This is a genomic window from Acidobacteriota bacterium (genome assembly GCA_026393755.1).
GTDB lineage: Bacteria > Acidobacteriota > Vicinamibacteria > Vicinamibacterales > JAKQTR01 > JBAXOX01.
On sequence record JAPKZO010000024.1, the window covers coordinates 80045 to 105659 of the forward strand.

The window sequence follows — 25615 nt, forward strand, 5'->3', positions numbered from 1 at the left end:
GGTGGGCCTGATTCCCAAAGCCCAAGGCCGACAGGTGTTCCCGCCGCGGGAACTTCGGGGCCGCGTAATCCGTCCCATACCGTGGATCGGTGTCGAGCGCCCGGTCCCACAACCTGACGGCCGTGTCCGTTGCGTCCGTGTCCGCACGAATCACACGACAGAGTCGCTGGAGGTCAGGGAATGAGCGAGAAACACTCCGTGTCGAGGCGAGCAAGCTTGAAAGGTCTGGGGGCCATGGGCACAGTGCTTGTTCTGGGGGGGGCCGGGGCGGCGGCACGTCAGGCCGAACCGAAACCTGCCGGGAGGGTCCAGGACAAACAGGCAGGGAATGTCGTCGATGTGGCCGCCGGCCGCTTCATGAAAGGGCATTCTTGAGCGCAAGCCGTATTCTCGGCAGTTGCCGAGCAGATGGGCATGGATTATCAGACGGCCGTGAAAGTTTCCGCGGGCTTCGGCGGCGGGATGTACCTCGGAGGCGTTTGCGGTGCCGTCGCCGGTGGGATCATGGCGATTGGACTGAAGCATGGCGGATTGGGTCCGGCATCGATGCAGACGGCGATCCTGGTGCGCGATCTCGCCGATCGATTTAAAGCGCAGCACAAGTCGATCAATTGCCCGGACCTGACAGGTTTCGATCTGGGCAAGATTGATATACGCAATCCCGAGACGCTCAAGAAGCTCCTTGGGAATCAGAGCACGCCCGAGGGCCAGAAAGCGGCCAGAGAAATGCTCGGAGGACGCGATCCGAAAGAATTGTTCACGGCTTGCCAGAGCTACGTCCGGGACGCAGCCGCGATCGCCAACGAAATCGTGAACGCCCCTGCCAAGGGGGACTAGCACCCCGCCTTGGGGTCAGGCTCAGGGTAGTTGCCGGCAAATATGGGTTCAAATCCCCGGGGCGCAAATGGAAAAAGCCACACGGTTCAGCCCTGTGGCCTTCATGGTTGCGGGGGCCCGCAACCAACGACACTTGCAGCCGCGGTTGCCGGCTTCGTTCTGCCGCCGGCCATGGCCGCCGCCGCAGGGTCTGTTTTCGAGCATCGATGGGAGCCTGGCGGGCCGTGGAAAATGTGACGCAGGGGGAACGGGTGGGGGAACACCCTCCAAAGCGCACTGTTCCCCCTCCGGAGATTCTGCACACCCATGGTGACTGGAGAGTCTGTCGCAGCATCGAGCGAGTTTCACACCTCAGGTTAGTCCCGCGCAGCCAAGAGACTGCCGCCAGATCCAACGTTTCATTCTTGTGGCATACTCTCGGCGCCGAACGCCGGAGGAGAAGTTTCGAAACTGGCTTCCGACCTTCATGTCCAATCCCGAAATCGCCGCGAGCGCAGCCCGGTCAGCGCTTGCGGCAGGAGCAGTCGATAGCGGCGGCGACGTATCCGTTGTCAGCTTCGAGGGTCATTTCCGTTCTCGGTACGTCGAAGTTGCGGTGACTGGGCCGAAGATGACGTTCAAGAGCTTCGTTCCGGGTCTGGAAGAGGAGTTCGAATGGCACAGTTGGGTCGTCGACTCGGAGCGGCCGGCCATCTTGAGAATGGAGAAGGGACCGGAGTTCTTCTCATTGGGATAGAGTGAAGGCCGGTTGTCGCGGCGTTGCGCGCCACCGCCGCCCGTGTCTGCGAACAGCGGCTGCGCGTGAGCCCGACACGGTTGGACGGCGACGCAGGCGCAAGAAGTGGAGCGGGATGTCGGTGGAATCGAATTTCAACAACCGCGCGCTTTTCCTGTCAAACGCGACGCGGCACGTGCCAGAGTGCCTCCATGCACTCCCGCGTGGTGTAAGTCCGAATCGTGATGGGGCGGGGTGTCCTCAGGACACGCTCGCTCCCCCTTCTGTCAGTCTCTTCATACGGCTGCTACAACCACGCGTGACCTGATCTGTCACGAGTCCGGGGTATAGTAAGCGCCGTCACGAACGGCCAGGCGGACTGCCCCCACAGGCCGCCTGAGTGTTTCTCCGTGTTCGTTCCGCCACATCAGGCCCAGCGCTGACCACATCGGTCTGGGCGAAATCATCACCCTTGTACAGCAAAGGCAGGCCGCGCACCTTGGCCAGCGCATAGCTGAACACGTCGCCGAAATTCAAGCCGGCAGGGTGGCCGCTGCCTTTGCCGAAGGCCACGAAGGCCGAGTAGGCCGCGTCCATCTCGGGCAGTCCAGGCGCGACGATCTCGAAGGCTGGCAGCCGCAGCAGATCGTCCAGCAGCACCACCGCTCGCTGCCCGCGCCGGCCATGCACGACCATGCGTGCTTCGACCACCGACACCGTGCTGATCAAGGCCTTGTCGGCTTGCTGGATGGTTCGGACGAAGGCGTCGCGCTCGGGCTCCGCGAATGCCATCGCCACGATGGCCGAGGTGTCCACGACGATCATGTCGGCAAGCCCAGAGGATCCCACTGCAACGGATCGAACGCATCCGGGCGGTCGGGAATGCGGTCCAGTTGGGCCAACAGCGCGGCCATCGGCGCGGCATTTCGCGCCGGGTCGGCTGCCCCGAGGGTTTCGCTGGCGAGGCGATCGATAGCCCGCTCGACAAGCGCCGTTTTCGTCAGGCCCGTGGCCTTGGCGAGCCGCTCGACCTTCGCCACGACGACGGGGTTGGCTATTTGTAGCGCCATAGGATTCTCCTGAATGTTGATCTGCGCAAGGTCAATATACATCCCAGCCCACCGTCAGACAAGCACGAGCACGGGGCCCGCAGCATAGTTCCATGTCGAGCCCGCAACGTCCGCGTCGCCGGAGGTCCGCCCGACCGTCGTACGGGCAACCGCCGCACGTGCTGCTGGTAAGAGGTGACCCGCGCGAATCCGCGGAATGCGCCGCGGAATGCGCCTTGACAACCCGGCCGCAGCGGCCATTATCGGCCCCGTGCCCGGGGAGTGTCTGCCAAGGCGAGGTCTGGTAGCGGGCGTTGCGTGAACCTGCCCAGCGGAAGGCGAGCGGAGACCCGGTTTATGCGTCCTATCGTCCGATGAACGATCGCCGGGAGGTTCTCGAGGCCGTGTGGCACGCGGCCCCCGATGACGATCGCATCGCCGGCGCGCTTGCCAGGGGATTCTTGAATACCTAATCGTGCCCGCACATCGCGGTTTGCTAGCGTCCCACGTGCCTTGCGGTGAGGTATGAATGTGAGTGAGTTATGCCAACACTGAAACCGAGCGCACCGAAGAAGGCACAACAGAAACGGGTGAAGGGCGAACTGCACAAGTTCAAGGAGGGCACGTTGCACTCCGGCTCCAAGAAGGGGCCGACGGTCACGGATCGGCAACAGGCCATCGCCATCGCGCTCTCGGAAGCCGGCCTATCGAAGACAGATAGTCAGCGTCCAGCGAAGAGGAAGGCCATGCGATAGCGGCTGTTCAACCTGGTACAGCATCGGACGTCGACCCCGATCATGGTGAGTGGCGTCCGGGGCGTCAGCCCTCCTCGATTCCTCCGACTGCAACGGGGGACTGAACTCGTGGCTGACGAATGAGGAGGCCAGAATGAACCGCTCCACCACGCTGCTCCTGATTGCTGTCGCGCTGTTGGGATATGGCATCTGTGCCGCCAGCTACGTGCCCGGGTTGCTGGTCGCACCTCCCGTGCCGGCGCTGCTGATGGGTTTTGTCCTTCAGGCCGTATGTGCCCTCGCGGCCGCGTTCGGCGTGTGGCGGAGTCAGCGGTGGGCTGGTGTCGCCCTGGTGCTTCTTGGGGTGAGCATTGCCGGGACGTGGCTCTTTGAGGCGTTCATCCTCGGCATCGTCGCCTACTTGCGCGCGCTGCTGATCGCGGTGATCGCTCTCGTCATGGCTCTCGTCATGGCGGCGTACGTGAATCGCGAACACTCCAGCGTGTAGAACCAGGCGAACGAGTTCTGGATGTCGACGGTTGTGCGCCGACTGTGCCTGGCTGGCGGAAGGCGAGCGGAGACTGCTCTCATGCTTCCTATAGTCACGAAATCCATGTCGCAGCGCACGTCATTGTTGTCCCGCAGCAGGAACGAGAACGTCTTGACGGCCCAGTCGAACTTGCCTGGAGCGCGCCGATCGCGGTGAGCGTCCGGCCGCCAATCGTCACGTCCGCCAGATACCCATACGCCTCGTTGTGCAGATCGTAGTGGCGGTTCAACAAGAGGCCTCACGGCACAGGGCCTGACGACAAACGGGGAATGGCGGGATGACGCGGGTCAGGTTTCCAGGTCGGCCCGCCGAAGACGTCATGAGCGGCGCGGCCGGAATCCACGACTCCGCCGGGTGCACATGTTCTCAACTGCACAGACCCCCGTCGGCGATTGCCGCATCGTGGGTGGGTCGGATCGCGGATCGTCGTCGCCCGTGGCGGCGTGGGCGAGAGTAATTGCGGTACCGTCCTGGCAAACGCCAATATTGAGAGAGGAGACATGCATGTCTGCAATACGGAACATCATGAGTGTTGTCGCGGTGGCCATCCTGACGCTGGGCGCATGCTCACACGACGGCATTCCCCCTGCGTCTCCGGCAACCACCGAGTCCCCGGCGTCGGCGCCCGCGACCGAGCGTGTCGTCGGGCCGTTGACCCCGGCGGACGCGGAGGCGCTTGCGACGATGAACGTCCGTCTAAAGGAATACGTCGCGCTGCACGTGAAGCTCGAGCGATCACTGCCGAAACTGCCGACGGAAGCGACGCCAGATCAGATCGACAAGAACCAGCGAACGTTTGAAAAGCTCATGCGCGCGGCCCGCGCGACCGCGAAGCCCGGCGACATCTTCACGCCAGAGGCGCGCCCGGTCGTCAAACGCCTGCTCGCGACCGTCTTTGCCGGGCCTGTTGGCCGGAAGTTGAGGAGGTCGGTCCTGGAAGAAAACACGGTCGACCCGGTCGCGCTGAGGCTCACCGTAAACGGCCGCTACCCCGACGCCGTGCCCCTGAGCGGGGTACCGCCCGAGGTCCTGCAGACGCTGCCGAAGCTGACTGAGGATCTCGAGTACCGGTTCGTCGGGCTCTGGCTGATCCTGCTGGACACCCACGCCCATGTCATTGCGGACTTTATCGACAACGCCATCCCGAAGTAACCGGAGACAGAGGACATCATGCGCACGCGTCACCTACCGTTCATCGTTCTCCTGGGCCTCTTCGTCGTGGCCGGGGTCGGTTACCGCGACAGCGGCATCATCACCGGCGGCGCCCGTCTCGATGCCAGGCAGGCGCCTGCCGTACCGATAGCCCCGTTTCCGAACACGGACGGCTCGTTCAAGTTCGCCGTGCTTGGGGACTTCGGCGACAACACCCCGGCGCAGTACCAACTCGCCGGGCAAATGGCCAAACTCCACGAGCGGTTCAAGTTCGACACGGTCGTGACGGTCGGGGACAACCTGCTCGGATCGGAGCGCCCGCAAGACTTCAAAACGAAGTTCGAGGTTCCCTACAAGCCGCTCCTCGATGCCGGCGTGAAGTTCTACGCGTCGCTCGGCAACCACGACGCCCGCGAACAGCGTTACTACAAGCTGTTCAACATGGGCGGGAAGCTCTACTACACCGTCAACCCGAGGCCGGAAATCTGCCTCTTCTTGCTCGAGGCCACCTACCCCACGCCGGAGCAGTTCCAGTGGCTCGAGAATGAGCTCAAGGCCTCGAGCAGCGACTGGAAGATCGCCGTCTTTCACGAACCGATCTACTCGTCAGGCGAAATGCACGGCTCCGATCTGAGTCTGCGCAAAGTGCTCGAGCCGTTCTTCGTGAAGTACAACGTGAGCGTCGCCTTCAGCGGGCACGACCACTTCTATGAACGCGTGAAACCGCAACAGGGGATCGCGTATTTCGTCGTCGGATCGGGGGGCGAACTGCGGAAAGGTAACATCGACCGGCAGAGCGGCCTGACGGCGAAAGGGTTCGATACCGATCAGGCGTTCCTGGCGGCCGAAATCATCGGCGACCAGATGTACTTCAGTGCCATCTCACGCACGGGCCAGACCGTCGACTCGGGTGTCCTCATGCGCCGCAAGATCACGCCCTGATACCGAGGCCTGGTCCGGACGAATCCACCGGCACCGCGAGGCGACCTCGGTCAAGGCCCGCGTTCGGCGCGTGCGATAGAGGGCAACCACGAGGACAGCCAGGAGCAGCGTTGCTACGAGCGACGCGGCTCGCGACGGCGTCTCAATGGCCCAAGCCTCCAACCGGCCGAAACCGACCGTGGATAGCAGGAACGCTCCGAAATACAATGGCCAGGTGAACTTTAGCGTCCCCGTCGAGCCGTAGGCACAGGTGAACGGCAATGAGCGAAGATCGAAGAAGGCGACTTCGACCAGCAGGGCGGCGCCAAGCATGCCAACCACCAAATGCAGGGCGGCGACGGTCGGCCCCCATGCTAGTGTAGTGTCTCACACATAACTTTACATACAGCTTCGTCGGGAGCTATGCTCTCGGCATGAGAACCGCGCCACCGGTCGTACTGTCTCCTGATGAGCGCGCCACCCTCGCGACCTGGGAACGAGGGAGGAGTTTCCCTTTGCGTCTGATGCAGCGTGCGAGAATCGTGATACTGGCCAGCGACGGGATGGCCAATCAGGACATCGCGCGTGAGGTGGGTGTCTCTCGGCCAACCGTGCAACTGTGGCGCGAACGCTTTCTGGCGTTGCGCGTGGCGGGGCTGGAACAGGACGCGCCGCGCCCCGGTCGCCTGCCCAGCATCCCCGAACAGAAAGTGCGGGCGGTCATCCACGCGACCCTGCGCACCACGCCGTCGGCGGCAACCCACTGGAGCGTGCGCACGATGGCCGACGCGCAAGGTATCAGCCCGGCCAGCGTGCAGCGTATTTGGAAGCAACATGGCCTCAAGCCGCATCTCACCAAGACCTTCAAGATCAGCCGAGATACACACTTTGTCGATAAGCTCTACGACGTCGTCGGACTGTATCTGAATCCCCCGGACAAATCCCTGGTCCTGTGCGTCGACGAAAAGAGCCAAATCCAGGCGCTCGATCGCACCCAACCCGGGCTCCCCTTGAAGAAGGGCCGCTGTGGGACGATGACACATGATTACAAGCGGAATGGTACGACCACGTTGTTTGCGGCTCTCAGCATGCTGGATGGCACGGTGATCGGCGAGTGCATGCCACGCCATCGACATCAGGAGTTCATCCGCTTCCTCAACACGATCGACGTCGAAACCCCACCCGACCTGGACCTGCACATCATCGCGGACAACTACGCGACCCACAAACATCCGCGCGTGCAAGCGTGGCTCACACGACATCCCAGGTTTCATCTGCACTGCATCCCGACGTCGAGTTCCTGGGTCAATATGGTCGAGCGATGGTTTCGCGATATCACCGACAAGCGCATCCGCCGGGGTGTCTTCAAGAACGTGCCGGAATTGATCGCCGCGATTCAGGAGTACTTGGACAACCACAACCAGAATCCCAGAATCTTCAAATGGACCGCATCCGTGGAGCAGATCTTGGCCAAAGTCGCCAAATGTAAAGAAGCGTTCGAGACACTACACTAGCCGTCGGGAGGGAAAGCCCACTCCGGTGAGGATCGTTAGATGGCTGTTAGATGCGGCCGAAATCGCGACCAGAGGTGGAAAGGGCCGGACCCATGATTGGCTCAATGGATTCGGCCCTCTCGAAGATGGTTGCGGGGGGCCGCAACCAACGGTACTTGCAGCTGTGGTGCGGGGCGGCGTGAGAGGGGGCAGTTGTTGCCTCACTATCCACTGGAAGGCATAATCCCTCACGTCAGTTGAGGTTATATACCGTGAAACGGCACGACGCGGGAAGACGACTCCACCGGTCGCGCGCCGACCGTGGTGACGTGGCGATTTCGGTCGCTGGGTCCCGGTAGGAATGGGCGAGTCGGTGTTACAATACATAGGTCATTATGCGCAAAGACCTTGTGAATGTAACAGCGCGGCGCGGCAGTCCTGAGCAGCGAGCCATCGCTGTAGCTCGTCGCCAGGGTATTGCGCGTACCCGCGATTTCGAGACCGCGGGCATCGCCCGCACCGCCCTTCGCCGGATGTGCGACAGAGGGCTGCTTGTGCGCACGGCGCGAGGACTCTATCAGGTTCCAAATGCCGAACTGTCCGCGGCGCACAGCCTTGCTGAGACTGCCCGCGTCGCGCCTGGGGCCACCGTGTGCCTCCTGTCGGCGCTGCAGTTCCACGAACTCACTACGCAACTGCCACGCGCCGTCTGGATACTAATCGGTTCGAAGGCATGGACCCCGCGCAACCCGCCCGTTCCCCTGGAGATTGTCCGTTCTCGGGGGGACGCTCTCACGGCAGGCATCGCGCGGCACGTGATCGAGCGAGTTTCGGTGCCGATCACTGTGCCGGCGAAGACGGTCGCTGACTGCTTCAAGTACCGGAATCGCGTCGGGCTCGACGTCGCCATGGAGGCGCTACGGGATTGCCTCCGGCACAGGCGCGCGACAGTGGACGAACTCTGGCGTTTTGCATCGGTCTGCCGCGTTCGGAACGTGATGCGTCCCTATCTCGAGGCGATGGTATGAGCCCGAGTCGCGAACGGCCGCGCAACATGGCCGCGTCGGTTCGCGAGCGCCTGACTCAGCAGGCTCGATCGCGATCCGCAAACGTACAACTCGTGATGACACGCTACGCGATTGAGCGGCTGCTGTACAGACTGAGCCTGTCCCGGCATCGGGAACGATTCGTACTCAAGGGCGCGATGCTCTTTGCCGTCTGGGCCACTGCACCGTACCGCACGACCGCGGATCTCGACCTGCTCGGCTCGGGCGACCCAGAGCCGCAGTTGCTCGCACGGGCCATCCGCGAGGTCTGCTCGGTCGTTGTCGAGGATGACGGCGTCACGTTCCTCGCCGACACGCTCAGGGTCGAGGCGGCGCGTGAGGACCAGGAGTACCAAGGCGCGCGGATGACGATGACCGCGATGATCGCGGGTGCCCGCCTCGCGATCCACGTGGACATCGGGTACGGCGATGCAATCACGCCGGGCGTTCTGGATCTGGAATACCCGTCACTCCTCGATATGCCTCGCGCGAAGCTCCGCACCTATCCGGCTGAGACTGTTGTCGCCGAGAAACTCCACGCGCTCGTCGCGCTCGGGATGGCGAACAGCCGCATGAAGGACTTCTACGATCTGTGGGCGATCGCCGGCTCCCTGGCATTCGACGGTGCCGTTCTCGCCCGGGCCTTCGGAGCCACGTTTGAACGCAGGAGAACACCGTTGCCGACCGCAGTGCCGGTGGCGCTCACCGCCACATTCGTGGGCGATCCGGCGAAGCAGGCGCAATGGCAAGGGTTCCTTCGGCGCACGGAATTTACTCTCCAGCCGAGTCCGCTTCACGACGTTGCAGCCACGGTCGCCGGCTTCGTTCTGCCGCCGGCCATGGCCGCCGCCGCAGGGTCTGTTTTCGAGCAGCGATGGGAGCCTGGCGGGCCATGGAAATGATGATGCAGGGGGAACGGGTGGGGGAACACCCTCCAAAGCGCACTGTTCCCCCCTCTGCCGATTTCGCCTATCCTTAGTGACCGCAGGATGTGCAACAGCGTCAACGAGTTCCTAACCTCAACTTAGTCCCACGCAGTCAATAACTTGCCGCCAGCTTTCTGAATCACAAATGAGCGGCGTTCCTCGCCGCGCCGATCGCCACCGAGGGGAGCAGACGATCGGAGATGGGGCGTGAGCGACCCCCCTTTTTACCCCGGCTACCGGCCCCAGGGCCGTCCCGGGGGGTCGCTCACGCCCCGCATATCGCCGTCATTGTCCGCGTGGAATGCGAGCCCGATCCAGCCGTGCAATGTCGGCCAGATCTCCCGTGCTGACGACGTCGAGTTCATCGTGTCTGGCGCGTGCGTTTTCGCTCGCGGTAACTCGTGCGTCGCCGGCCGCCGCGGGACGCGGATGCACAGCTGCATGGCGGGTCGCGGAGCGTTACGAAATGTCATGCCAACCGTGCGGCGATGCCGTCGCTCCGAACCCGATCATGCGGGACCGCTCCGACGCGTCAAGGCTTCGCTCGCTCCGCTCGCCGCGGACGCGGCCTTGACCCGCCTGTCGCGCTCCCTTCACAGACGCAGTTATCGGAGCGACGGCCAGTCCAGCCCACCCATTCACCAAGGCTGTCTGAACCGGAATCGCCATGGTGGGACCCGACTCGCCTTCGACTTCTCTGGCGGAAGCTGCGACTCGACCGGTCAAGCGAACCGTCGGCTGTTGCCAGGTCGATCGACCACCACCATAAAGCCTCGCACCACACTGGGTCGGAGGGCGACCGCTCAGCTGGCGCCGCTTACGCCGAGGCGTTGGGTCGCACGGTCGTCCGGAACGTCAAAGGCGACCTCAGTCACGGCCCGCGTTCGGCGCGTGCGATAAAGGGCAACCACGAGGAGAGCCAAGAGCAGCGCTGCTACGAGCGACGCGGCTCGCGACGGCGTCTCGATGGCCCAAGCCTCCAATCGGCCGAAACCGACCGTGGAAAGCAGGAACGCTCCGAAATACAGCGGCCAAGTGAACTTCAGCGTTCCGGTCGAGCCGTAGGCACAAGTGAACGGCAATGAGCGAAGATCGAAGAAGGCGACTTCGACCAGCAGGGCGGCGCCAAGCATGCCAACCACCAGATGCAGGGCGGCGACGGCCGACCCCCATGCTAGGACATGAAGTGGCGCCAGGGCGAAGAGCGGGACCATGGCGACCAGGAGCGCCGCGCGCCGGACGCCGGAAAAGTACCGGGTGGGCTCGCGCATCCACGTTACACGGAACGTCCAGTTGGCGCGGAGGTCCGCCGGTACGGCGAAGCCGACTCGCAGGCCAACGCACACGCAGAACACTACGACCATCTGGACGGCGAGCAGGGCGGCGGTGGGATTCGTGGACGTCGTCAGCGCGCGCGCCGCCTCGCCCGGTGATATGAGGACCACGGTTGCGGCGAAGGCCACCGCTCCACAGGCCGCGAGATAGAAGCGTTGAGTGCTGCTGCGCGCCAGGGTCTGGAGCGTGAAGAAGAAAGTGGCGCGTCCAATCGGGTCACGCACGAGCGTCCGCTCGACGGCCGACGAGACAATTCGAAGCAACTTCGGCCAAACGGACGCCTGTCCCCTCGACATCCGCCGCGCCAACCGCCGGGTTTCGAGGGCGTATCCGCCGAAGGCGACCAAAGCCGCGAGTGCGAGAGCACCGGCGCCGACAGCAGCGAGTCGGTTGAACACAGGCATCAGTCCGAGGTACTCCGCCTGGGCGCGGCCGGCATCCCGCGGCTCCCACAGCGCCTTGCCGCGGGGCGACTGAACGTCGGGCTCGTCGAGGACGCCCTCCGATGTCAGTGATTCGTAGAGACCGAGAAACCACATGGGCGGGCTGGCGTAGACCGCCGCCCCGCCTTCCGGAAGGATGGATGCGGCGACGCTCCGGTGGCCCGGCAGCAGGAGGAGGGCAGACAGCAGGGCCAGCACCAACGCGCCTTGCAGGAAGACCGACACCCGCCGGAAAAGCCGTGGGCCAGCCAGGCCGCTGGCGACCACGCGAACGCTAAGGACCACGAAGAACGCGAATGCGGCAGCGGCAAGCGAGGCCGCAGCGTGAACGAACATCAGCCACAGGCCTCGAGCCATGCTGAGCTGCAACGTCCCGAACAGAATCAGCGGGTAGACGACGCTTGGAATCGCGTTGACCGCAGCGGCGAATGCCACCACAAACTGCGCCAGCGCACCAAGCTTTGCGAGCAGGAGCGTACGGCGCATAAGTGGCAGTGGTCCGAGGATGGCGATGTCGCGGACGTCGAGCACTAGCGCGTCCCACTCGACGAGCGTGACGATCCCCATCACGATCATCGAGAGCGCGAGGCACGTGAACTTGTCGTCGAGCGCGATGAGCAGACGATGACCGGGCAAGATGTACCGGTTCATGTACTTCAGCAACAACGGGGCGACCGCGAGCAGCCCAGGCACGGCCAGAAGGGCGAATACAAGACTCACGTTTTCGTGGTCGTCACCGCTCGGGGAGATCAGGTCGTTGTCGAAGAAGCGCCTGAAGAAGATTCGTCGAAGCAAGCCGACCGAGCCCTGATCGCTCATTGCTCCACCAGGTCGACGATGTCCTTCGACACACGTTCGGGGTCATCACGGTAGACAAGCTGCGCGAACACCTCCTCGAGCGTGTCCCGCGCCATCAACTCGCGGAGATGCTCTACCGAGTCGTCGGCCACGACGCGGCCGCGGTTCAAGACCATTACTCGCGAACACAGTTTCTCCACCACCTCGAGGACGTGGGAGCTGTAGAGGATCGTCTTGCCCCGCTCGGCTAGCGTCCGAACGAGGTGTTTGAACACCAAGGCTGCCGTCACATCGAGGCCCGAAAGCGGTTCGTCGAAGATCAGCAGATCGGGATTGTGTACGATCGCGGCGGAGATCAGTACCTTCTGTCTCATGCCCTTCGAGTACGATCCGATCGCCTGGTCTCCGTCATCTCCGAGTCCAATCAGGTGCAGGAGCCCGTCGATTCGGCGTTCGAGTGTCGGTGCCGCGATCTCGCGCAGCCGACCGACCAACTGCAGGAACTCGCGGCCGGACAGGAAAGGGTAAAGGTGCGGTTCTTCGGGAACGTACCCGAGACGGCGTCGAAACCCGACGAGGTCGTCATGGATGTTTCGGCCGTCGAACAGGACTTGGCCGGACGTCGGATCGAGGAGGCCAGTCACCATGTTGACGGTGGTCGTCTTGCCCGACCCATTCGGTCCCAGGTAGCCGAGAATCTCGCCAGGCTTCACGCAGAAGTTGACGTCCTGAACGGCTGCCACGCCTGAATAGCGTTTCGTAAGACCCCTCGCCTCCAGCATCGGCTTACCGCCGCCTTTCTGTCACAAGGGCGATGTGGACAAACTCAACTGCGCGGCCCGACGTCGCAGTCTAGACCATGTTCCAGAACTCTGGCCACAAGTGTAACAGCCGCAGGCTATTGAACCTGCGGCCGTGATGGTTGCGGGGGGGGGGGCAATGCAACGCGGCACCTCGGCATCAGGTCGGGTGCCGTGGTTGCCGGTCAGTAAAGGTTCAAATCCCCCGTACAAGGCGAAAGCCGCCTGGTTTCCCAAGCGGCTTTCATGGTTGCGGGGGGGGGATTTGAACCCCCGACCTTTGGGTTATGAGCCCAACGAGCTACCGGACTGCTCCACCCCGCGTCACGGGCGCATCACTCGCATGCGCCATATCAACTGATGATACCACGCCAGCCGAGAGCGGGCAAACACGCGAGGGGGCTATCGCTCTTCTTTCTTTCTTGCGCCCGGCGCATCGCGGACGATGAAGAGCATCTCGCCCGGCTTGATAAGGTCGAGCTCGCGCCGCGCGATGTCCTCAATGGCGGATGGGTCGGTCTCCAGGCGGCGCCATTGTTCGCGCATTCGCGCATTCTCCGCCTTCTTCGTGGCGACGGCGTTCGCCATGTCCGCGTACTGCGCTCGTGCCCGCATCAGCGCGAACGCGCCGTTATCGCCGACGATGCCGTTGATCATGAGAAGGCAGACCGCGAATCCGAGGCCAATCAGCACGTGACGACGGCCGCGTCCCCACGTACGGGCGTTCGCGACACCATTGGTCTTCATGCGCGTGGCAGGCATCAGCCAACTGTTGTACCCTAACTCGCGACGTTTGTACACCGGAAAACGCAAGAGGATTCTTGTCGGATCCGAGGAGCCAAACCGTGGAGCCGTCCGACGTCGTGATCGTACTCACCACGCTGCCAGCGGGCGCCGACCCAGGCCCCTTCGCGACTGCTCTGGTGGAAGAACATCTGGCGGCGTGTGTCTCCGTCTCAGCCGAGGTGCGCTCGACCTACCGTTGGGAGGGCAGCGTGACCGAGGACGTCGAACGGCAGGTGATCATTAAAACCGCCGCGAGTCGCATCCAGGATCTGCGCGCCAGGCTGACGATCCTGCATCCCTGTACCGTGCCCGAGTTCATCGTCCTCACCGCGGCCGGCGGCAGCGACGACTATCTGGCGTGGGTTCGTCAGTCGGTGCTTGGCTGAGCTATCATCCTTGACACGTCAGATGGCACGTCCGTCAGAACCCGTCCAGTCGCCGTCAGGGCAGCCCCGAACCGCGTTCGATGGCGTGCGGGCGTTCATGCTGACGAGCATCGCCGGGTACCTCATCGCCGTCGGCGCCAGCGTCAAGATCATCATCTTCGCCCTGTCCTCCGCCGGCGTGGCAGTTTCCGGCGTCCTGCAGGTGCTGAGCAGCCTGGGCGGCCTCGCGCTCGCCACCGGCGCCGGCGTCATGGTCTACAAGCTCGTCCAGGTGGCCCGTCGCCGTCTGCTCTGGCGCGTGCGCCGCAAGCTGATAGTCTCGTATCTGCTCATCGGGTTCGTGCCGGCCGTCCTGATCGTGATCTTCTTCGTGCTGTGCGGCTGGCTGCTGCTCACCAACGTCAGTTCGTACCTCGTGCGTTCGTCGCTGGCTGAACTCGGAAACCGGGCATCCAGCGTCGCCGCCAGCGCGGCTGTCGAGCTCGAGCGTGCGTCGGACCGCACCGACGCGACGGCCATCCTGGAGCGCCACCGCGCGTCGAATCGGCAGAGGTTGCCGGGTCTCTCACTAGCCGTCGTGCCCATCGATCCCAAACGATGCGCCGGCCAGAACGGCGGGCGATCGGCCCTAAGTGCTGTCTTGCGAGCCTCGCCCGTCACGGTCGGCGAGTGGGCGGTTGGCGAGCCGCCGGAGCAGCTGCCGCTCTGGATCGGATGTGACGGATTCGCGGGGGCTCTGGCGTACGAAGTCGGGGACGCGACCGCCGTCGATCGAGAGGCGACTCTCGTCGTGCGCGCCGTGGCAATGTCGCCGAGGTCGGCCGGCTACGCGGTTGTCGCCGATCTGCCGGTGTCGGAAACCGTCAAGACGCGGATCGAGGAAGCCACCAGTATCGCGATAGGCCGTGCGAGCCTGATCGCCCCGGCGGCCACCCCGCTCAAGGGCCAGGCGCGCCCCGTCGCCGCGCGCGCGGCCGGCCCTGGAGAGCCGACCCCGATCCCGTCGGTGGCGCTGCTGGACGTGTACGACTGGCCATCCGGAAGAGCCGAGGCACTGCCGCTGCAGATCGGCATGAGCGTGCAGGGCATCTATCACCGGCTGTCGGTCACGCAGGCCTCGATCGGAAAGCGCACCTTCGAGGACCTGCTTATCTACTGGCTGCTCGGGGTGACCGCGTTGTTCCTGATCATCGAGGTCGGCGCAGCGGCCACGGGTATGGCATTGGCTCGATCGATCACCGGCTCGGTGCACGAGCTGTTCGCCGGGACCGAACGCGTGAGGCAGGGAGATTTCGGGCATCGCATCGCCGTCCGCGCCGACGATCAGCTGGGCGAACTGGCCGATTCGTTCAACCTGATGACCGCGAGCATCGAAGACTTGCTGCGCCAGTCCGCGGAGAAGAAGCGACTCGACGAAGAGATGCGCCTCGCCAGAGAAAGCCAGATGTCGTTGCTCCCGCGAGGCCCGCTCGAGATTCCGGGCATGCGCGTGGCGGCCGTCTGCGTGCCAGCACGGGAGGTGGGCGGCGATTACTACGACGTGCTGCCGCTGCCGGATGGCCGGGTCGGCATGCTGATCGCCGACGTGTCGGGCAAGGGGATGTCGGCGGCGCTGTATATGGCCGAGTTGAAGGGCCTGATTCTCTCTCTCAGCCAGATCCATCAGTCGCCGCGGGATCTGCTGATAGCGGCCAACCGCCTGATCTCGGAACATCTGGACAGCCGGAGTTTCATCACCATGACGTACGCCGTCATCGATCCGGCCGCGCGGACGATGACGTATGCCAGAGCGGGGCACACACCGCTGTTGTACCTGCCCGGCAGCCCCGCATCAGGCCGGAGGGTGAAGATTCTCGTCCCCGATGGCATGGTGCTGGGACTGCGCCTCGACAACGGCGAGCGCTTCAGCGCGCTGCTCTACGAAGCCACGCTGTCGCTCGGGCCGGGCGACCGGCTCGCGTTCTTTACCGACGGCATCAGCGAGGCGATGGACGATCAGTCCGAGTGCTTCGGCGAGCCCCGGCTGGGCCAGCTCATCGAGGAGCATGCCCATCTGTCGGTCGAAGAATTGCGTGAGCGCATCCTGCGCGAGATCGACGCGTTCGTGGGGGGCATCCCCCAGCACGACGACATGACGCTCATCCTCCTCGAGGTGGACGGCGGCCAGCGGGACGAATCGAATCATGGCTGAACCTGTCGTGGTGCTGGTCACCCACTCGAACATCGAAGCCAGCGTGGTCACGAGCCTGCTCGACGCCCACTGCATCCCCGCGGCGATTCAGTCCGACGTGCCGAACTCGGTCCTGCCGTTCAACCGGGACGTGTTCGGCACGGTGTGCGTCTCGGTTCGAGCCGAGAACGCCGAGCAGGCGCGGCAGGTGATCGCCGACTACCGGAGTGCCGAGCACGCGGGCCAGGCCGTACGTCTGCGTGACGAGTTCCAGGCCGTGTCGGCGATTCTCGGATACAAGTTTCGCGATCCGGGATTGCTGGAGCAGGCGCTCACTCATCGATCGCGGGCCAACGAGGACGTGACCGGCGGCGTCGAGGACAACGAGTCACTCGAGTTCCTCGGAGACGCTGTCCTGGGGCTGGTCATCGTAGACATGCTGTTCGACCGATATCCGGACCGCGACGAAGGGCAGAAGTCGAAGATGAAGGCGGCGCTCGTGTCCACCGCGACGCTGGCGCGCCTGGCGGCGCGGCTGCAACTGGGCGACCATCTGCTGCTCGGCAAGGGCGAGGAGAAGACGGGCGGCCGTCGCAAGCAGGCGCTGCTGGCCGACGTCTTCGAGGCCGTGATCGCGGCGTTGTACCTGGACGGCGGGCTGAACGCCGCACGCACCTTCATCGTCCGCGAGTTCGACCAGATCATGCGCGACTCCGCCGTCGACGGCGGCATGAGCGACGATCACAAGTCCGTGCTGCAGGAACTGCTGCAGTCGCGCGGCGACCCGCTTCCCGAATACGTCGTGGTGGCCGAGACCGGGCCCGCTCACCGGCGAGTGTTTCGGATCGAACTTCGCGTCCGCGGCGACGTGATCGCCGTTGGAGAAGGGCGGACGAAGAAGGATGCCGAACAGGACGCCGCCCGCCTCGGACGTCAGGCCCTCTCCGAGTAGCGCCGACACCGCCCCGTCGGCGAGACACCACACGGACTTCCATTCTGTAAACCCGCACTGGCCTCGACGAGTCGCGGTTTGCGGCGGCGGCGTGATATCGTCGCGTCTGGATCGTCATGGAGAAACACGTCGCGTGGATCGTCCTGATCTGCCTGCTGCTTGGCGCGGCCGCCATGTTTCAGAGTCGGCTCAAGCACCAGATGTACGACTTCGAGGTGTACCGCGTGGCCGGCGTCAGGGCCGCCGCCGGCGAAGCGCTCTATCGGGTCGAAGACGGCCACTGGCAGTTCAAGTATTTCCCGGCGTTTGCGCTGGCCATCGCCCCGATCGCGCAATTGCCCGCGATGACCGCCCGCGCGGTCTGGCTGGGTCTGTCGGTCGTCCTGCTGGTGATCCTGGTGTCGCTGTCGACATCGCTGCTTCCGGAACGACGGCATTCAGCGTTTGTCATCGCCGGGTTTGCCTCGCTGGCGCTGGGCAAGTTCTTCATCCGCGAGGTCGGCCTGGGGCAGAGCAACGTGCTGCTGGCGGTGCTCGTGCTCTCGGCCGTGGCCGCGTGGCGGGCGAAGCGTGAAGGGGCTGCCGGGGCGTGGCTCGCGGCCGCAACGATCGTCAAACCCTATGCTGTTCTGTTCCTGCCGTACCTCATCCTGCGTCGGCCGACGCGCGGCGCCGCAGCCTACCTCGGCGTGGTCGCTGCTGCATTGCTGCTCCCGGTCCTGCGCTACGGATGGTCAGGCAATCTCACGCTGCTAGAGGGCTGGTTTGCGACGGTCACCCAATCGACAGCCCCGAACCTGGCCAGCCAGGACAACACGTCGGTGGCCGGGATGTTCGCGGCGTGGTTCGGCGTCGGCCCGCTGGCCAGTTGGCTGGCGCTCGCGCTGACGCTGGTTCTGCTCGCGGCCTGCACGCGCGCCTTTCTGAAGACGCGGGGAGTGATTCACCCCGAGTACCTCGACGCGGCGCTCCTTCTCTTCCTCATTCCGCTATTATCGCCGCAGGGGTGGGACTACGTCCTCCTTGTCTCGGCCCCGGCCGTGATGCTCCTTATCGACCGCTTCGGCGAGATGACACGGCCGCTCCAGTGGCTGGTCGTCGCCTGCATGGCCATTCCGGCCTTCACGCTCTGGGACGTGATGGGACGTGAGGCCTATCGCGTGTTCATGATGTCAAGGCTGGTCAGCCTGTGCGCCCTGGTCGAGTTCGCCCTCGTGCTGCGCCTCCGCGATCGTCGGGCTGCGTGATCGGCGGTGGGGTCCGACCCCATTTCCGGTCAGGTTGATTCCGGTGCGGTCGAGAGCCGGGCAGCCGCGTATCGCTGCACCAGATCGGCCACCCGCGTGTCGTCTGGTGCATCGCAGTGGGTATGCAGCCTCACCCAGAGGCGCAGGACCGGATCGGCAAAGCTGTAACGTTTGCGATGGGAGACCACCAGATCGACGTCCTCGAGCCAGCCGAGGTAGTCCTTGGTTGATCCCGGAGTGCGCTGCATCCGTGTCGCGACGGTCGTCAGCGTCACTGGCTCGTCTTCGGAGAGGATGCCGAGAATGGCCTTGAGCGCGCCGTAGCCGCGCGCGCGATGCAGCCTGAACTCGTAACTGTTCCGGCACCGGGCGCAGATGGCGCCTCCCGGCGAGAGCAGCGCCGCGAACGCCGAGATGGGATCCCGGACGCGCAGGGTCGGATCACCCAGCGCGCGTACGACATCGGCAGCGTACGCCAGTCGGCCACCCGTGAGGGCGACAATCACACGGCCGGCGTCTTCGGCGGTATCCGAACGAAACCCCGGGATCCGCAGGAGATCGGCGGCGACATCGGCCGTCGCGAGCGGCGGCACGTGCAGGACCACGAAGCGCTCGGGTGCCTCTCGCAACGTGCGCAGCGTCCGCGCGACGAAGCGCGACGTCAACACAAACCGGTTGTCGCTCGCGGCCAGCGCCTCGACGGCCTCGGGGACGACCCGCCGAAGGCCGGGGAAACTCTCGAGGGTCTTGAGTTCGAGAAACTCGTCGAGCAGCCACGTCGCTGGTGCCTCGTTGGGTGAGCGGGCACCGGTCAGACACAGCGAGACCCGGTCGAAGGCCTCCCTGGGGCTCGCGGTGGACGCGCCGGGGCGCGCCCACGCGAACGGGGATGCGGCCGACAATTCGGCGAGGAAGCGTTCCGGCGTCGACACCACGCGATCAAGCGCCACATACTGGCAGCGCGGTTTGCCAACCCGGTCGCCCACCCGCCGCAGCAGCGACGTCCGGCCGGCTCCGCAGGGCCCGACCACCACGGGGATCCGCGACGGCGTCGCGTCGAGGGCCGCCAGGACAACGGATTCGAAATACTGGAATCCAGTGCTCATCGCGGCAGCATTGGGATGTTCACGCCCCGTGCGAGGGCTGTTTCGATTGCCCTCGGATAGCCGGCATCGGCGTGCCGCGCGATGCCGGTTCCGGGATCGCACGTCAGCACGCGTTCCAGCCGCTCGTCGGCGTCGCGCGTTCCATCGGCGACGATCACCATGCCGGCGTGTAGTGAGTAGCCGATGCCCACACCGCCGCCGTGATGCACCGATACCCAGGTGGCCCCAGCCGCCGTATTCAACAACGCGTTCAACACGGGCCAGTCGGCGATCGCGTCGCTGCCGTCCCGCATTCCCTCAGTCTCCCGATTCGGTGAGGCCACCGAGCCGGTATCCAGATGATCCCGCCCGATGACGATCGGCGCCTTGATGACGCCATCGCGAACCAGGGCGTTGATCTTCAGGCCGAAGCGCGCGCGCTCACCGTAGCCGAGCCAGAAGATCCGGGCCGGCAGGCCCTGAAACGCCACGCGTTCGCCGGCCATCTTGATCCACCGGCAGAGGGCCGCATTGTCGGCGAACATCTCGAGCGCCGCCGCGTCGGTGGCGGCGATGTCGGCCGGATCGCCCGACAGCGCCGCCCAACGGAACGGCCCCTTGCCTTCGCAGAACAGCGGCCGGATGTACTCGGGGACAAATCCCGGGATGTCGAACGCATCGGCCACGCCGCCCTTGACCGCCTGCGCGCGGATGTTGTTGCCGTAGTCGAAGGCGATCGCACCGCGCTTTCGCAACTCGAGCATCGCCCGGACATGCGTGGCCATGGCCGCGATCGATCGCTCGATGTAGTCCCGGGGCGCGTGGCGGCGGAGTGCCGTGGCGTCGCTCAGGCTCATGCCATTCGGCACGTACCCGTCGAGCGCATCGTGCGCGGACGTCTGATCGGTCAGCACGTCGGGCACGAACCCGCGCGCCACGAGAGCGGGCAGCACGTCGGCCGCGTTGGCGCACAACGCCATCGATCGCGCCGTCCCCTCATGCTGCCAGCGCGTCACGGCGGCGATCGCCGTGTCGAGGCTGTCGGTCGCCTCGTCAACATAGCGGGTGGCCAGCCGACGTTCGATCCGGCGCGGATCGACCTCGACCACCAGCGCTGCGCCGCCGTTCATCGTCGCCGCGAGCGGCTGCGCCCCGCCCATGCCGCCGAGGCCGGCCGACACGAACACCCGGCCTGCCAGCGTGCCGCAAAAACGCTGACGCGCCAGCTCGGCCAGCGTCTCATAGGTGCCCTGCAGAATGCCCTGAGTGCCGATGTAGATCCAGCTGCCCGCTGTCATCTGCCCAAACATCGTCAATCCGCGATCCTCGAGATCGCGGAAGTTCTCGACCGTGGCCCACGCCGGCACGAGCAGCGCGTTGGCGATGAGCACGCGCGGCGCGCCCGGGTGCGTGCGGAACACGCCGACCGGTTTCCCCGACTGCACGAGCAGCGTCTCGTCGTGGCCGAGCGCCCGCAGCGATCTGACGATCGCGTCGAAAGCATCCCAGCTCCGCGCGGCACGGCCCGTTCCGCCATACACGATCAGGCGATCCGGATCTTCGGCGACCTCGGGATCGAGGTTGTTCATCAGCATCCGCAAGGCCGCTTCCTGCTGCCATCCCTTGCAGGACAGGAGCGTTCCGCGGGGCGCACGCACTGGACGGGCAGATGACACGTTCATGATGGCACCTCAATGAATGTCTTGGGCATAGGCCCTAGAACTTATGAGGACCGGAGGCCGATGTCAACCTGCCCGCCGGAGAGCGTTGCGATTCCGGGTCCTGTGCTAACATCATCGGTTGGTTTTCCAGGGATGGTTTGGCCCGCGCAGGAGCAGGACAGTCTATGAATATCGCTGTAGTCGGGGCGCAATGGGGGGACGAGGGCAAAGGGAAGGTCGTTGACCTGCTGGCGCCGCGGTTCTCGATCGTGGCGCGGTACCAGGGGGGCCACAATGCCGGGCACACGGTGCACGTCGGCGGCAAGCGATTCGTCCTGCGGCTCATCCCGTCCGGGATCCTCAGTCCAGGCGTGATCTGCGTCATTGGCAACGGACTCGTGGTGGACGTGAAGGCCTTGTTCGACGAAGTCGAAGAGCTGAAACAGGCCGCGATCGGGGTGGAAGGCCGGCTGTTCGTCAGCGACCGCGCGCACGTGATTCTGCCGTTCCATCGCGACCTCGACAAGCTGAACGAAGCCAGCCTGGGAGACCGGAAGATCGGAACGACGTCGCGGGGGATCGGGCCTGCCTACGAAGCGAAGATTGCCCGCCGCGGCCTGCGCATGTGCGATCTGGCCGATGCGGAGTACGTTGAGGAGCACATCCGTCAAGCGCTCGACACGCTGAATCTGATGGACGCGGACGCGCACTACGATTGGCGCGAACTGGTGGGGGAGACGTTGGCGCTTGGCGAGCGTCTCGAGCCGATGCTCACCGACGTGTCGGTGCTGCTGGCCGACGCGATGGCGGCGGGACAATCGATCCTGTTCGAAGGGGCCCAGGGCACGATGCTCGACGTGGACCACGGCACGTATCCGTACGTCACGTCTTCGAGCGCGACAGCCGGCGGCGCGTGCACGGGGCTCGGCATCGGCCCCGGGGCAATTGGGGCGGTGATCGGTATCGCGAAGGCGTACACGACTCGCGTGGGAGAGGGGCCGTTTCCAAGCGAACTGCACGACGCTTCCGGGGCGGCGCTTCGCGCGAGGGGGCAGGAGTTCGGCGCCGTGACCGGCAGACCGCGGCGCTGCGGCTGGTTCGACGCGGTGGTCGTCGGTCACGCCGTGCGGGTCAACGGACTCGATGCGTTGGCGCTCACGAAACTCGACGTGCTCGATGGCCTCGACACGGTCGAGATCTGTGTCGGCTACCGGATTGACAACTCGATGGTGACGCGGTTTCCCGCCGATCTCCGTCGCGTCCAACGTGCCGTGCCGGTGCTCGAATCGATGCCGGGGTGGAAGACGCCGACGGCCGGTCTGCGCGATTTCGGCGCGCTGCCTGCCGAGGCCCGGGCGTACATTGCCCGCCTCGAGGCGTTGATCGCCGTGCCGGTGTTGCTGGTGTCGACCGGTCCCGCGCGCGAGGACACGATCATCAGGGAAGATGCACGGGCGGTCGAGTGGTTTGGAACACCCGCCGCCCAGCGGGGCTAGCAAATCACGCGAGTCAGTACTTCACGTGGACGACGCCCGGATCGCCGCGATCCTGAAGCGTCAGCGCGTAGATCGCAGCCAGTTCTGACGTCCGGGGCTCGGCGAGCGCGCCATCGACTGCCAGCAGGAACTCGTCGTCGTTCATCTGCGGGCGGTTCGCCCCGACTGCACGCATGACAGGCACGGATTGCGGCCCGGCCGGGGCGATGGCGACCGCGCTGCGCGTGGTGAACCGGCTGCCGGCGAACTCGAATACATCCAGGTAGCGCCCGGCGGTGATGCCGACCATCACGCCGGCGATCGCGGCCGCCGCCACCCACCGCATCATCGGCCGGAAATGCAGGGAATCGCGCTCGACGGGTAACACCGCAGGGAACGCCAGAATGCGGGCGCCGTTCTGCGCTTCGATGCGGCGCATGATGCGCTCGCGCTGGTGCACGAGGCGATCGGCCGTGAAGGCGGCATCGACCCGTTCGACCACCACGTCGCGGCTCTCATCCAGTGCGGCGACGAGCGCATCGTAACTGGCGTGGCACGACGCACAGTGCGCCACGTGCCGCAGCAACGGCTCGTCGGCCGCATCCAGCACCTCGAGCCCCCGTTCGGCCAGATAGCGTCGAACGAGCGCCTTGTCGTCCAGATGATGTTTATCGGCGAACACGGCTTCCCTCCAGCACCGCTTTCAACTTGCGCAACGCCCGAAAGAGATGAACTCGCACCGTCGATTCATTGAGCCCGGTCAAGATCCCCACCTCTCGCGGCGACTGGCCTTCGACATGGCACATCAGCAACACCGTGCGCTGGCGTTCGGGGAGGGCGTCAATCGCCGTCATCACCGTCCGCCGCGTCTCCGCACCGAGCACCAAGTCTTCCGGCGACGGCGCATGCGAGACGGCCCGCTCGACCCGCGAACCGTACTCGGGATGATCGTCGATTCCGGTCAGTTCCCACCGCTCCCGCCGCCGCCGCGCCTTCTTGCGATCCCGGCAGGTGTTGGCCAGGATACGCGTGAACCACGCCTCGAATGACAGGTCTTCGCGGTACGTCGTGATATGCGTGAAGACCTTGACAAAGGCGTCCTGCACGGCTTCGTCGGCATCCGAGACGTCCCTCAACAGGTACAGCGCCAGTCTGGATGCCTGTTGCTGTTGGGCAGCTACCAGGTCGGCAAAGGCCTCGTGGGCCTTGTCCATCTCGCCCGACAGCACCAGGGCCTTGACCCGACGGGCCTCCTCGGAACTGCCCGGCTTGGCCCGATCGACCGGCGGGACTGGCCCGGCACCCAATTCTGCCGTCAGATCGCCACCCGGAGACCCCGACTTCGCGCCGAACCAGGACCCGGGTTTTCGAGCCACCATCCTCTACACCTGTTTTACGCCTGAAACCCGGGCTTCGTTTACCATTTCCCCGAGATTGCGGCGACCAGCGCCGGGGATCGGGTCCATCCTATCCGATAGGGTGCACGAGGGGCCAACATATTGAGCCCGACAAAGTTAGGGGATGTTGGCGACTCGAACGAAAGTCGGCTCGGCTATACTCGTGGCTGACGCGCCGATCGCAACGATCCGGTGCATCCAACCCGTCATGCACGAACCCGTCATCGGCCTCGAGGTGCATGCTCAGCTGCAGACAGCGTCCAAGCTGTTCTGCGGCTGCGCCACCCTGTGGGCGGCTCCCCCCAATACCCAGACCTGCCCCGTCTGTCTCGGCCTGCCCGGCGCGCTGCCCGTGCTCAACAGGCGCGCCGTGGATCTGGCGGTGACCGCCGCGCTCGCGCTGGCGTGCCGCGTGCAGCGCGAATCCGTCTTTGCGCGCAAGAACTACTTCTATCCGGACCTCCCAAAGGGATACCAGATCACCCAGTACGATCGGCCGCTGGCGCTGGATGGACACCTGCAGTGGGTCGAGGACGGACAGCCGCATCAGGTCCGCATCATCCGCGTCCACCTCGAGGAAGACGCCGGCAAGTCGCTCCACGACGGCTTTCGCGACGCCGATCGCACGACACGCCTCGATTTCAACCGGAGCGGACTTCCGCTGATCGAGATCGTCACCGCGCCCGATCTCCGGTCCGCCGCCGATGCGGCGGAGTGCTTCCGCCGCCTGCGCGCGCTCCTGGTCGCCATCGGCGTGTCGGACGGTAACATGGAGCGAGGCAATCTGCGTTGCGACGCGAACGTCTCGGTGCGCGTTCGGGGCGCCGCCATGCTTGGCTCTCGAACCGAAATCAAGAATCTGAATTCTTTTCGATTCGTCGAACATGCGTTGACGCATGAGATTGACCGCCAGAGCCGTGTGCTCGACGGCGGCGGAACGGTTGAGACCGAGACGCGGCTCTGGGACGAACGTGCGGGCGAGACGGTGGTGATGCGGAGCAAGGAAGACGCAGACGACTATCGGTACTTTCCGGAACCCGATCTGCCGCCCCTGGTCGTTGGTGACGAAGCCATCGCGGTCCTGCGGGCGTCGTTGCCCCCGCCGCCCGGCGCGCTGCGCGAACACCTCGCGTCGCGGTACGGCCTGACCGGAGACGATCTGGACGCCCTCGCCGCGTCGCCCGGGCTGGCGACACTGTTTGAACAGACGGTGGCCGGTGGAGCAGAGCCCTCCGCTGCGGCGATGTGGATCAGGGGTGAGTTGGCCCGCCGGCTGCACGAGAGCCGGTGCCCGATCGACGCGATCAAGGTGACACCATCGGGCCTGTCCCGTTTGATTGCGATGGTGTCGTCGGGCATGCTGTCGAACTCGGCTGCCAAACAGGTGCTGGCCCGCATGTTCAGGACGGGAGAGACGCCCGACGTGATCGCTGACGCCGAGCATCTCGCGCAGCAATCGGACGTCGGCGCGCTCCGGAAGCTGGTCGATGACGTCGTGGCGAACCACCCTGAACAGGTGGCGCAGTTCAGGGCGGGACGGCGTGGAGTGGCCGGCTTTCTGATCGGCCACGTGATACGAGCCAGTCAGGGACGGGCCAACCCGAGACTTGTCGACCAACTGGTCAGGCAGCGTCTGACTGACCTCGGAGGGGTTTGA

General features: G+C 65.0%; 23 protein-coding genes, 1 tRNA gene and 1 pseudogene. 15 read left to right on the plus strand and 10 right to left on the minus strand.

The genetic code is table 11. The features are described 5' to 3' along the window. Positions 1-390 precede the first annotated feature (390 nt). Positions 391-837, plus strand: a pseudogene (locus NTV05_09700) (C-GCAxxG-C-C family protein). A gap of 466 nt (positions 838-1303) precedes the next feature. Next, complete coding sequence (locus tag NTV05_09705) at positions 1304-1573, plus strand: hypothetical protein (GenBank protein ID MCX6544672.1); 270 nt, start codon at positions 1304-1306, stop codon at positions 1571-1573. A 339-nt stretch (positions 1574-1912) separates the two neighbouring features. Here NTV05_09705 and NTV05_09710 read toward each other — a convergent pair whose 3' ends face one another. Together NTV05_09710 and NTV05_09715 are read right to left on the minus strand one after the other, a co-directional pair. After that, positions 1913-2377 (minus strand): type II toxin-antitoxin system VapC family toxin, encoded by a 465-nt coding sequence (locus tag NTV05_09710; GenBank protein ID MCX6544673.1) that lies wholly within the window; start codon positions 2375-2377, stop codon positions 1913-1915. Further along, positions 2374-2622, minus strand: coding sequence for a type II toxin-antitoxin system VapB family antitoxin (locus NTV05_09715; GenBank protein ID MCX6544674.1), 249 nt, complete (start codon positions 2620-2622; stop codon positions 2374-2376). Before NTV05_09715 ends, NTV05_09710 begins: the two co-directional genes overlap by 4 nt. 521 nt (positions 2623-3143) lie before the next feature. Between NTV05_09715 and NTV05_09720 the strand changes: the two genes are divergently transcribed. From NTV05_09720 to NTV05_09750, 7 genes are all read left to right on the plus strand, one after another. Continuing rightward, the gene (locus NTV05_09720) at positions 3144-3356 is read left to right on the plus strand and encodes a DUF6496 domain-containing protein (GenBank protein ID MCX6544675.1); all 213 of its coding nucleotides are present in this window, start codon (positions 3144-3146) and stop codon (positions 3354-3356) included. Positions 3357-3489: 133 nt separating this feature from the next. Then, positions 3490-3843 (plus strand): hypothetical protein, encoded by a 354-nt coding sequence (locus tag NTV05_09725; GenBank protein MCX6544676.1) that lies wholly within the window; start codon positions 3490-3492, stop codon positions 3841-3843. Between the two features lie 546 nt (positions 3844-4389). Further along, positions 4390-5037 carry a hypothetical protein gene (locus tag NTV05_09730; GenBank protein MCX6544677.1) on the plus strand — a complete coding sequence of 216 codons (648 nt, stop codon included), beginning with the start codon at positions 4390-4392 and terminating at the stop codon, positions 5035-5037. 18 nt (positions 5038-5055) lie between these two features. Further along, a complete protein-coding gene (locus tag NTV05_09735) occupies positions 5056-5979 on the plus strand; it encodes a metallophosphoesterase (GenBank protein ID MCX6544678.1) in 924 nt (307 codons plus the stop codon). Positions 5980-6392: 413 nt separating this feature from the next. Continuing rightward, positions 6393-7472: an IS630 family transposase gene (locus tag NTV05_09740; protein MCX6544679.1), complete on the plus strand. Its 1080-nt coding sequence runs from the start codon at positions 6393-6395 to the stop codon at positions 7470-7472. 374 nt (positions 7473-7846) lie between these two features. Next, complete coding sequence (locus NTV05_09745; protein MCX6544680.1) at positions 7847-8479, plus strand: type IV toxin-antitoxin system AbiEi family antitoxin domain-containing protein; 633 nt, start codon at positions 7847-7849, stop codon at positions 8477-8479. After that, positions 8476-9399 (plus strand): nucleotidyl transferase AbiEii/AbiGii toxin family protein, encoded by a 924-nt coding sequence (locus tag NTV05_09750; protein ID MCX6544681.1) that lies wholly within the window; start codon positions 8476-8478, stop codon positions 9397-9399. Before NTV05_09745 ends, NTV05_09750 begins: the two co-directional genes overlap by 4 nt. 827 nt (positions 9400-10226) lie before the next feature. On the opposite strand, the gene NTV05_09755 is transcribed toward NTV05_09750, so the two are convergent. From NTV05_09755 to NTV05_09770, 4 genes are all read right to left on the minus strand, one after another. Continuing rightward, the gene (locus tag NTV05_09755; protein MCX6544682.1) at positions 10227-12020 is read right to left on the minus strand and encodes a hypothetical protein; all 1794 of its coding nucleotides are present in this window, start codon (positions 12018-12020) and stop codon (positions 10227-10229) included. Next, positions 12017-12781 carry an ABC transporter ATP-binding protein gene (locus NTV05_09760; protein MCX6544683.1) on the minus strand — a complete coding sequence of 255 codons (765 nt, stop codon included), beginning with the start codon at positions 12779-12781 and terminating at the stop codon, positions 12017-12019. The genes NTV05_09755 and NTV05_09760 overlap by 4 nt, the downstream gene beginning before the upstream one ends. A gap of 265 nt (positions 12782-13046) precedes the next feature. After that, positions 13047-13123: transfer RNA gene (locus NTV05_09765), tRNA-Met, on the minus strand. Between the two features lie 78 nt (positions 13124-13201). Then, a complete protein-coding gene (locus NTV05_09770) occupies positions 13202-13456 on the minus strand; it encodes a septum formation initiator family protein (protein MCX6544684.1) in 255 nt (84 codons plus the stop codon). A 188-nt stretch (positions 13457-13644) separates the two neighbouring features. Between NTV05_09770 and NTV05_09775 the strand changes: the two genes are divergently transcribed. The 4 genes from NTV05_09775 (at position 13645) to NTV05_09790 (ending at position 18340) form a co-directional block, all read left to right on the plus strand. After that, positions 13645-13971 (plus strand): divalent-cation tolerance protein CutA, encoded by a 327-nt coding sequence (locus NTV05_09775; protein ID MCX6544685.1) that lies wholly within the window; start codon positions 13645-13647, stop codon positions 13969-13971. Between the two features lie 22 nt (positions 13972-13993). Continuing rightward, the gene (locus NTV05_09780) at positions 13994-16162 is read left to right on the plus strand and encodes a SpoIIE family protein phosphatase (GenBank protein ID MCX6544686.1); all 2169 of its coding nucleotides are present in this window, start codon (positions 13994-13996) and stop codon (positions 16160-16162) included. Beyond that, positions 16155-17093, plus strand: a complete 939-nt coding sequence (rnc, locus tag NTV05_09785; GenBank protein ID MCX6544687.1) for a ribonuclease III — start codon at positions 16155-16157, stop codon at positions 17091-17093. Before NTV05_09780 ends, rnc begins: the two co-directional genes overlap by 8 nt. Positions 17094-17209: 116 nt before the next feature. Then, complete coding sequence (locus NTV05_09790) at positions 17210-18340, plus strand: glycosyltransferase family 87 protein (GenBank protein MCX6544688.1); 1131 nt, start codon at positions 17210-17212, stop codon at positions 18338-18340. Positions 18341-18369: 29 nt separating this feature from the next. On the opposite strand, the gene NTV05_09795 is transcribed toward NTV05_09790, so the two are convergent. Together NTV05_09795 and hutU are read right to left on the minus strand one after the other, a co-directional pair. Beyond that, on the minus strand, positions 18370-19446 hold the full coding sequence (locus NTV05_09795) for a hypothetical protein (GenBank protein ID MCX6544689.1): 1077 nt from the start codon (positions 19444-19446) through the stop codon (positions 18370-18372). Beyond that, a complete protein-coding gene (gene hutU, locus NTV05_09800; GenBank protein MCX6544690.1) occupies positions 19443-21107 on the minus strand; it encodes a urocanate hydratase in 1665 nt (554 codons plus the stop codon). The genes NTV05_09795 and hutU overlap by 4 nt, the downstream gene beginning before the upstream one ends. 164 nt (positions 21108-21271) lie before the next feature. Between hutU and NTV05_09805 the strand changes: the two genes are divergently transcribed. After that, the gene (locus NTV05_09805; protein MCX6544691.1) at positions 21272-22582 is read left to right on the plus strand and encodes an adenylosuccinate synthase; all 1311 of its coding nucleotides are present in this window, start codon (positions 21272-21274) and stop codon (positions 22580-22582) included. Positions 22583-22595: 13 nt separating this feature from the next. Here the strand turns inward: NTV05_09805 and NTV05_09810 are convergent, their stop codons facing one another. Both NTV05_09810 and NTV05_09815 read right to left on the minus strand, forming a co-directional pair. Continuing rightward, a complete protein-coding gene (locus NTV05_09810) occupies positions 22596-23243 on the minus strand; it encodes a hypothetical protein (protein ID MCX6544692.1) in 648 nt (215 codons plus the stop codon). Beyond that, a complete protein-coding gene (locus NTV05_09815) occupies positions 23230-23940 on the minus strand; it encodes a sigma-70 family RNA polymerase sigma factor (GenBank protein MCX6544693.1) in 711 nt (236 codons plus the stop codon). Before NTV05_09815 ends, NTV05_09810 begins: the two co-directional genes overlap by 14 nt. Before the next feature lie 226 nt (positions 23941-24166). On the opposite strand from NTV05_09815, the gene gatB reads away from it, so the two are divergent. Further along, a complete protein-coding gene (gene gatB, locus NTV05_09820) occupies positions 24167-25615 on the plus strand; it encodes an Asp-tRNA(Asn)/Glu-tRNA(Gln) amidotransferase subunit GatB (GenBank protein ID MCX6544694.1) in 1449 nt (482 codons plus the stop codon).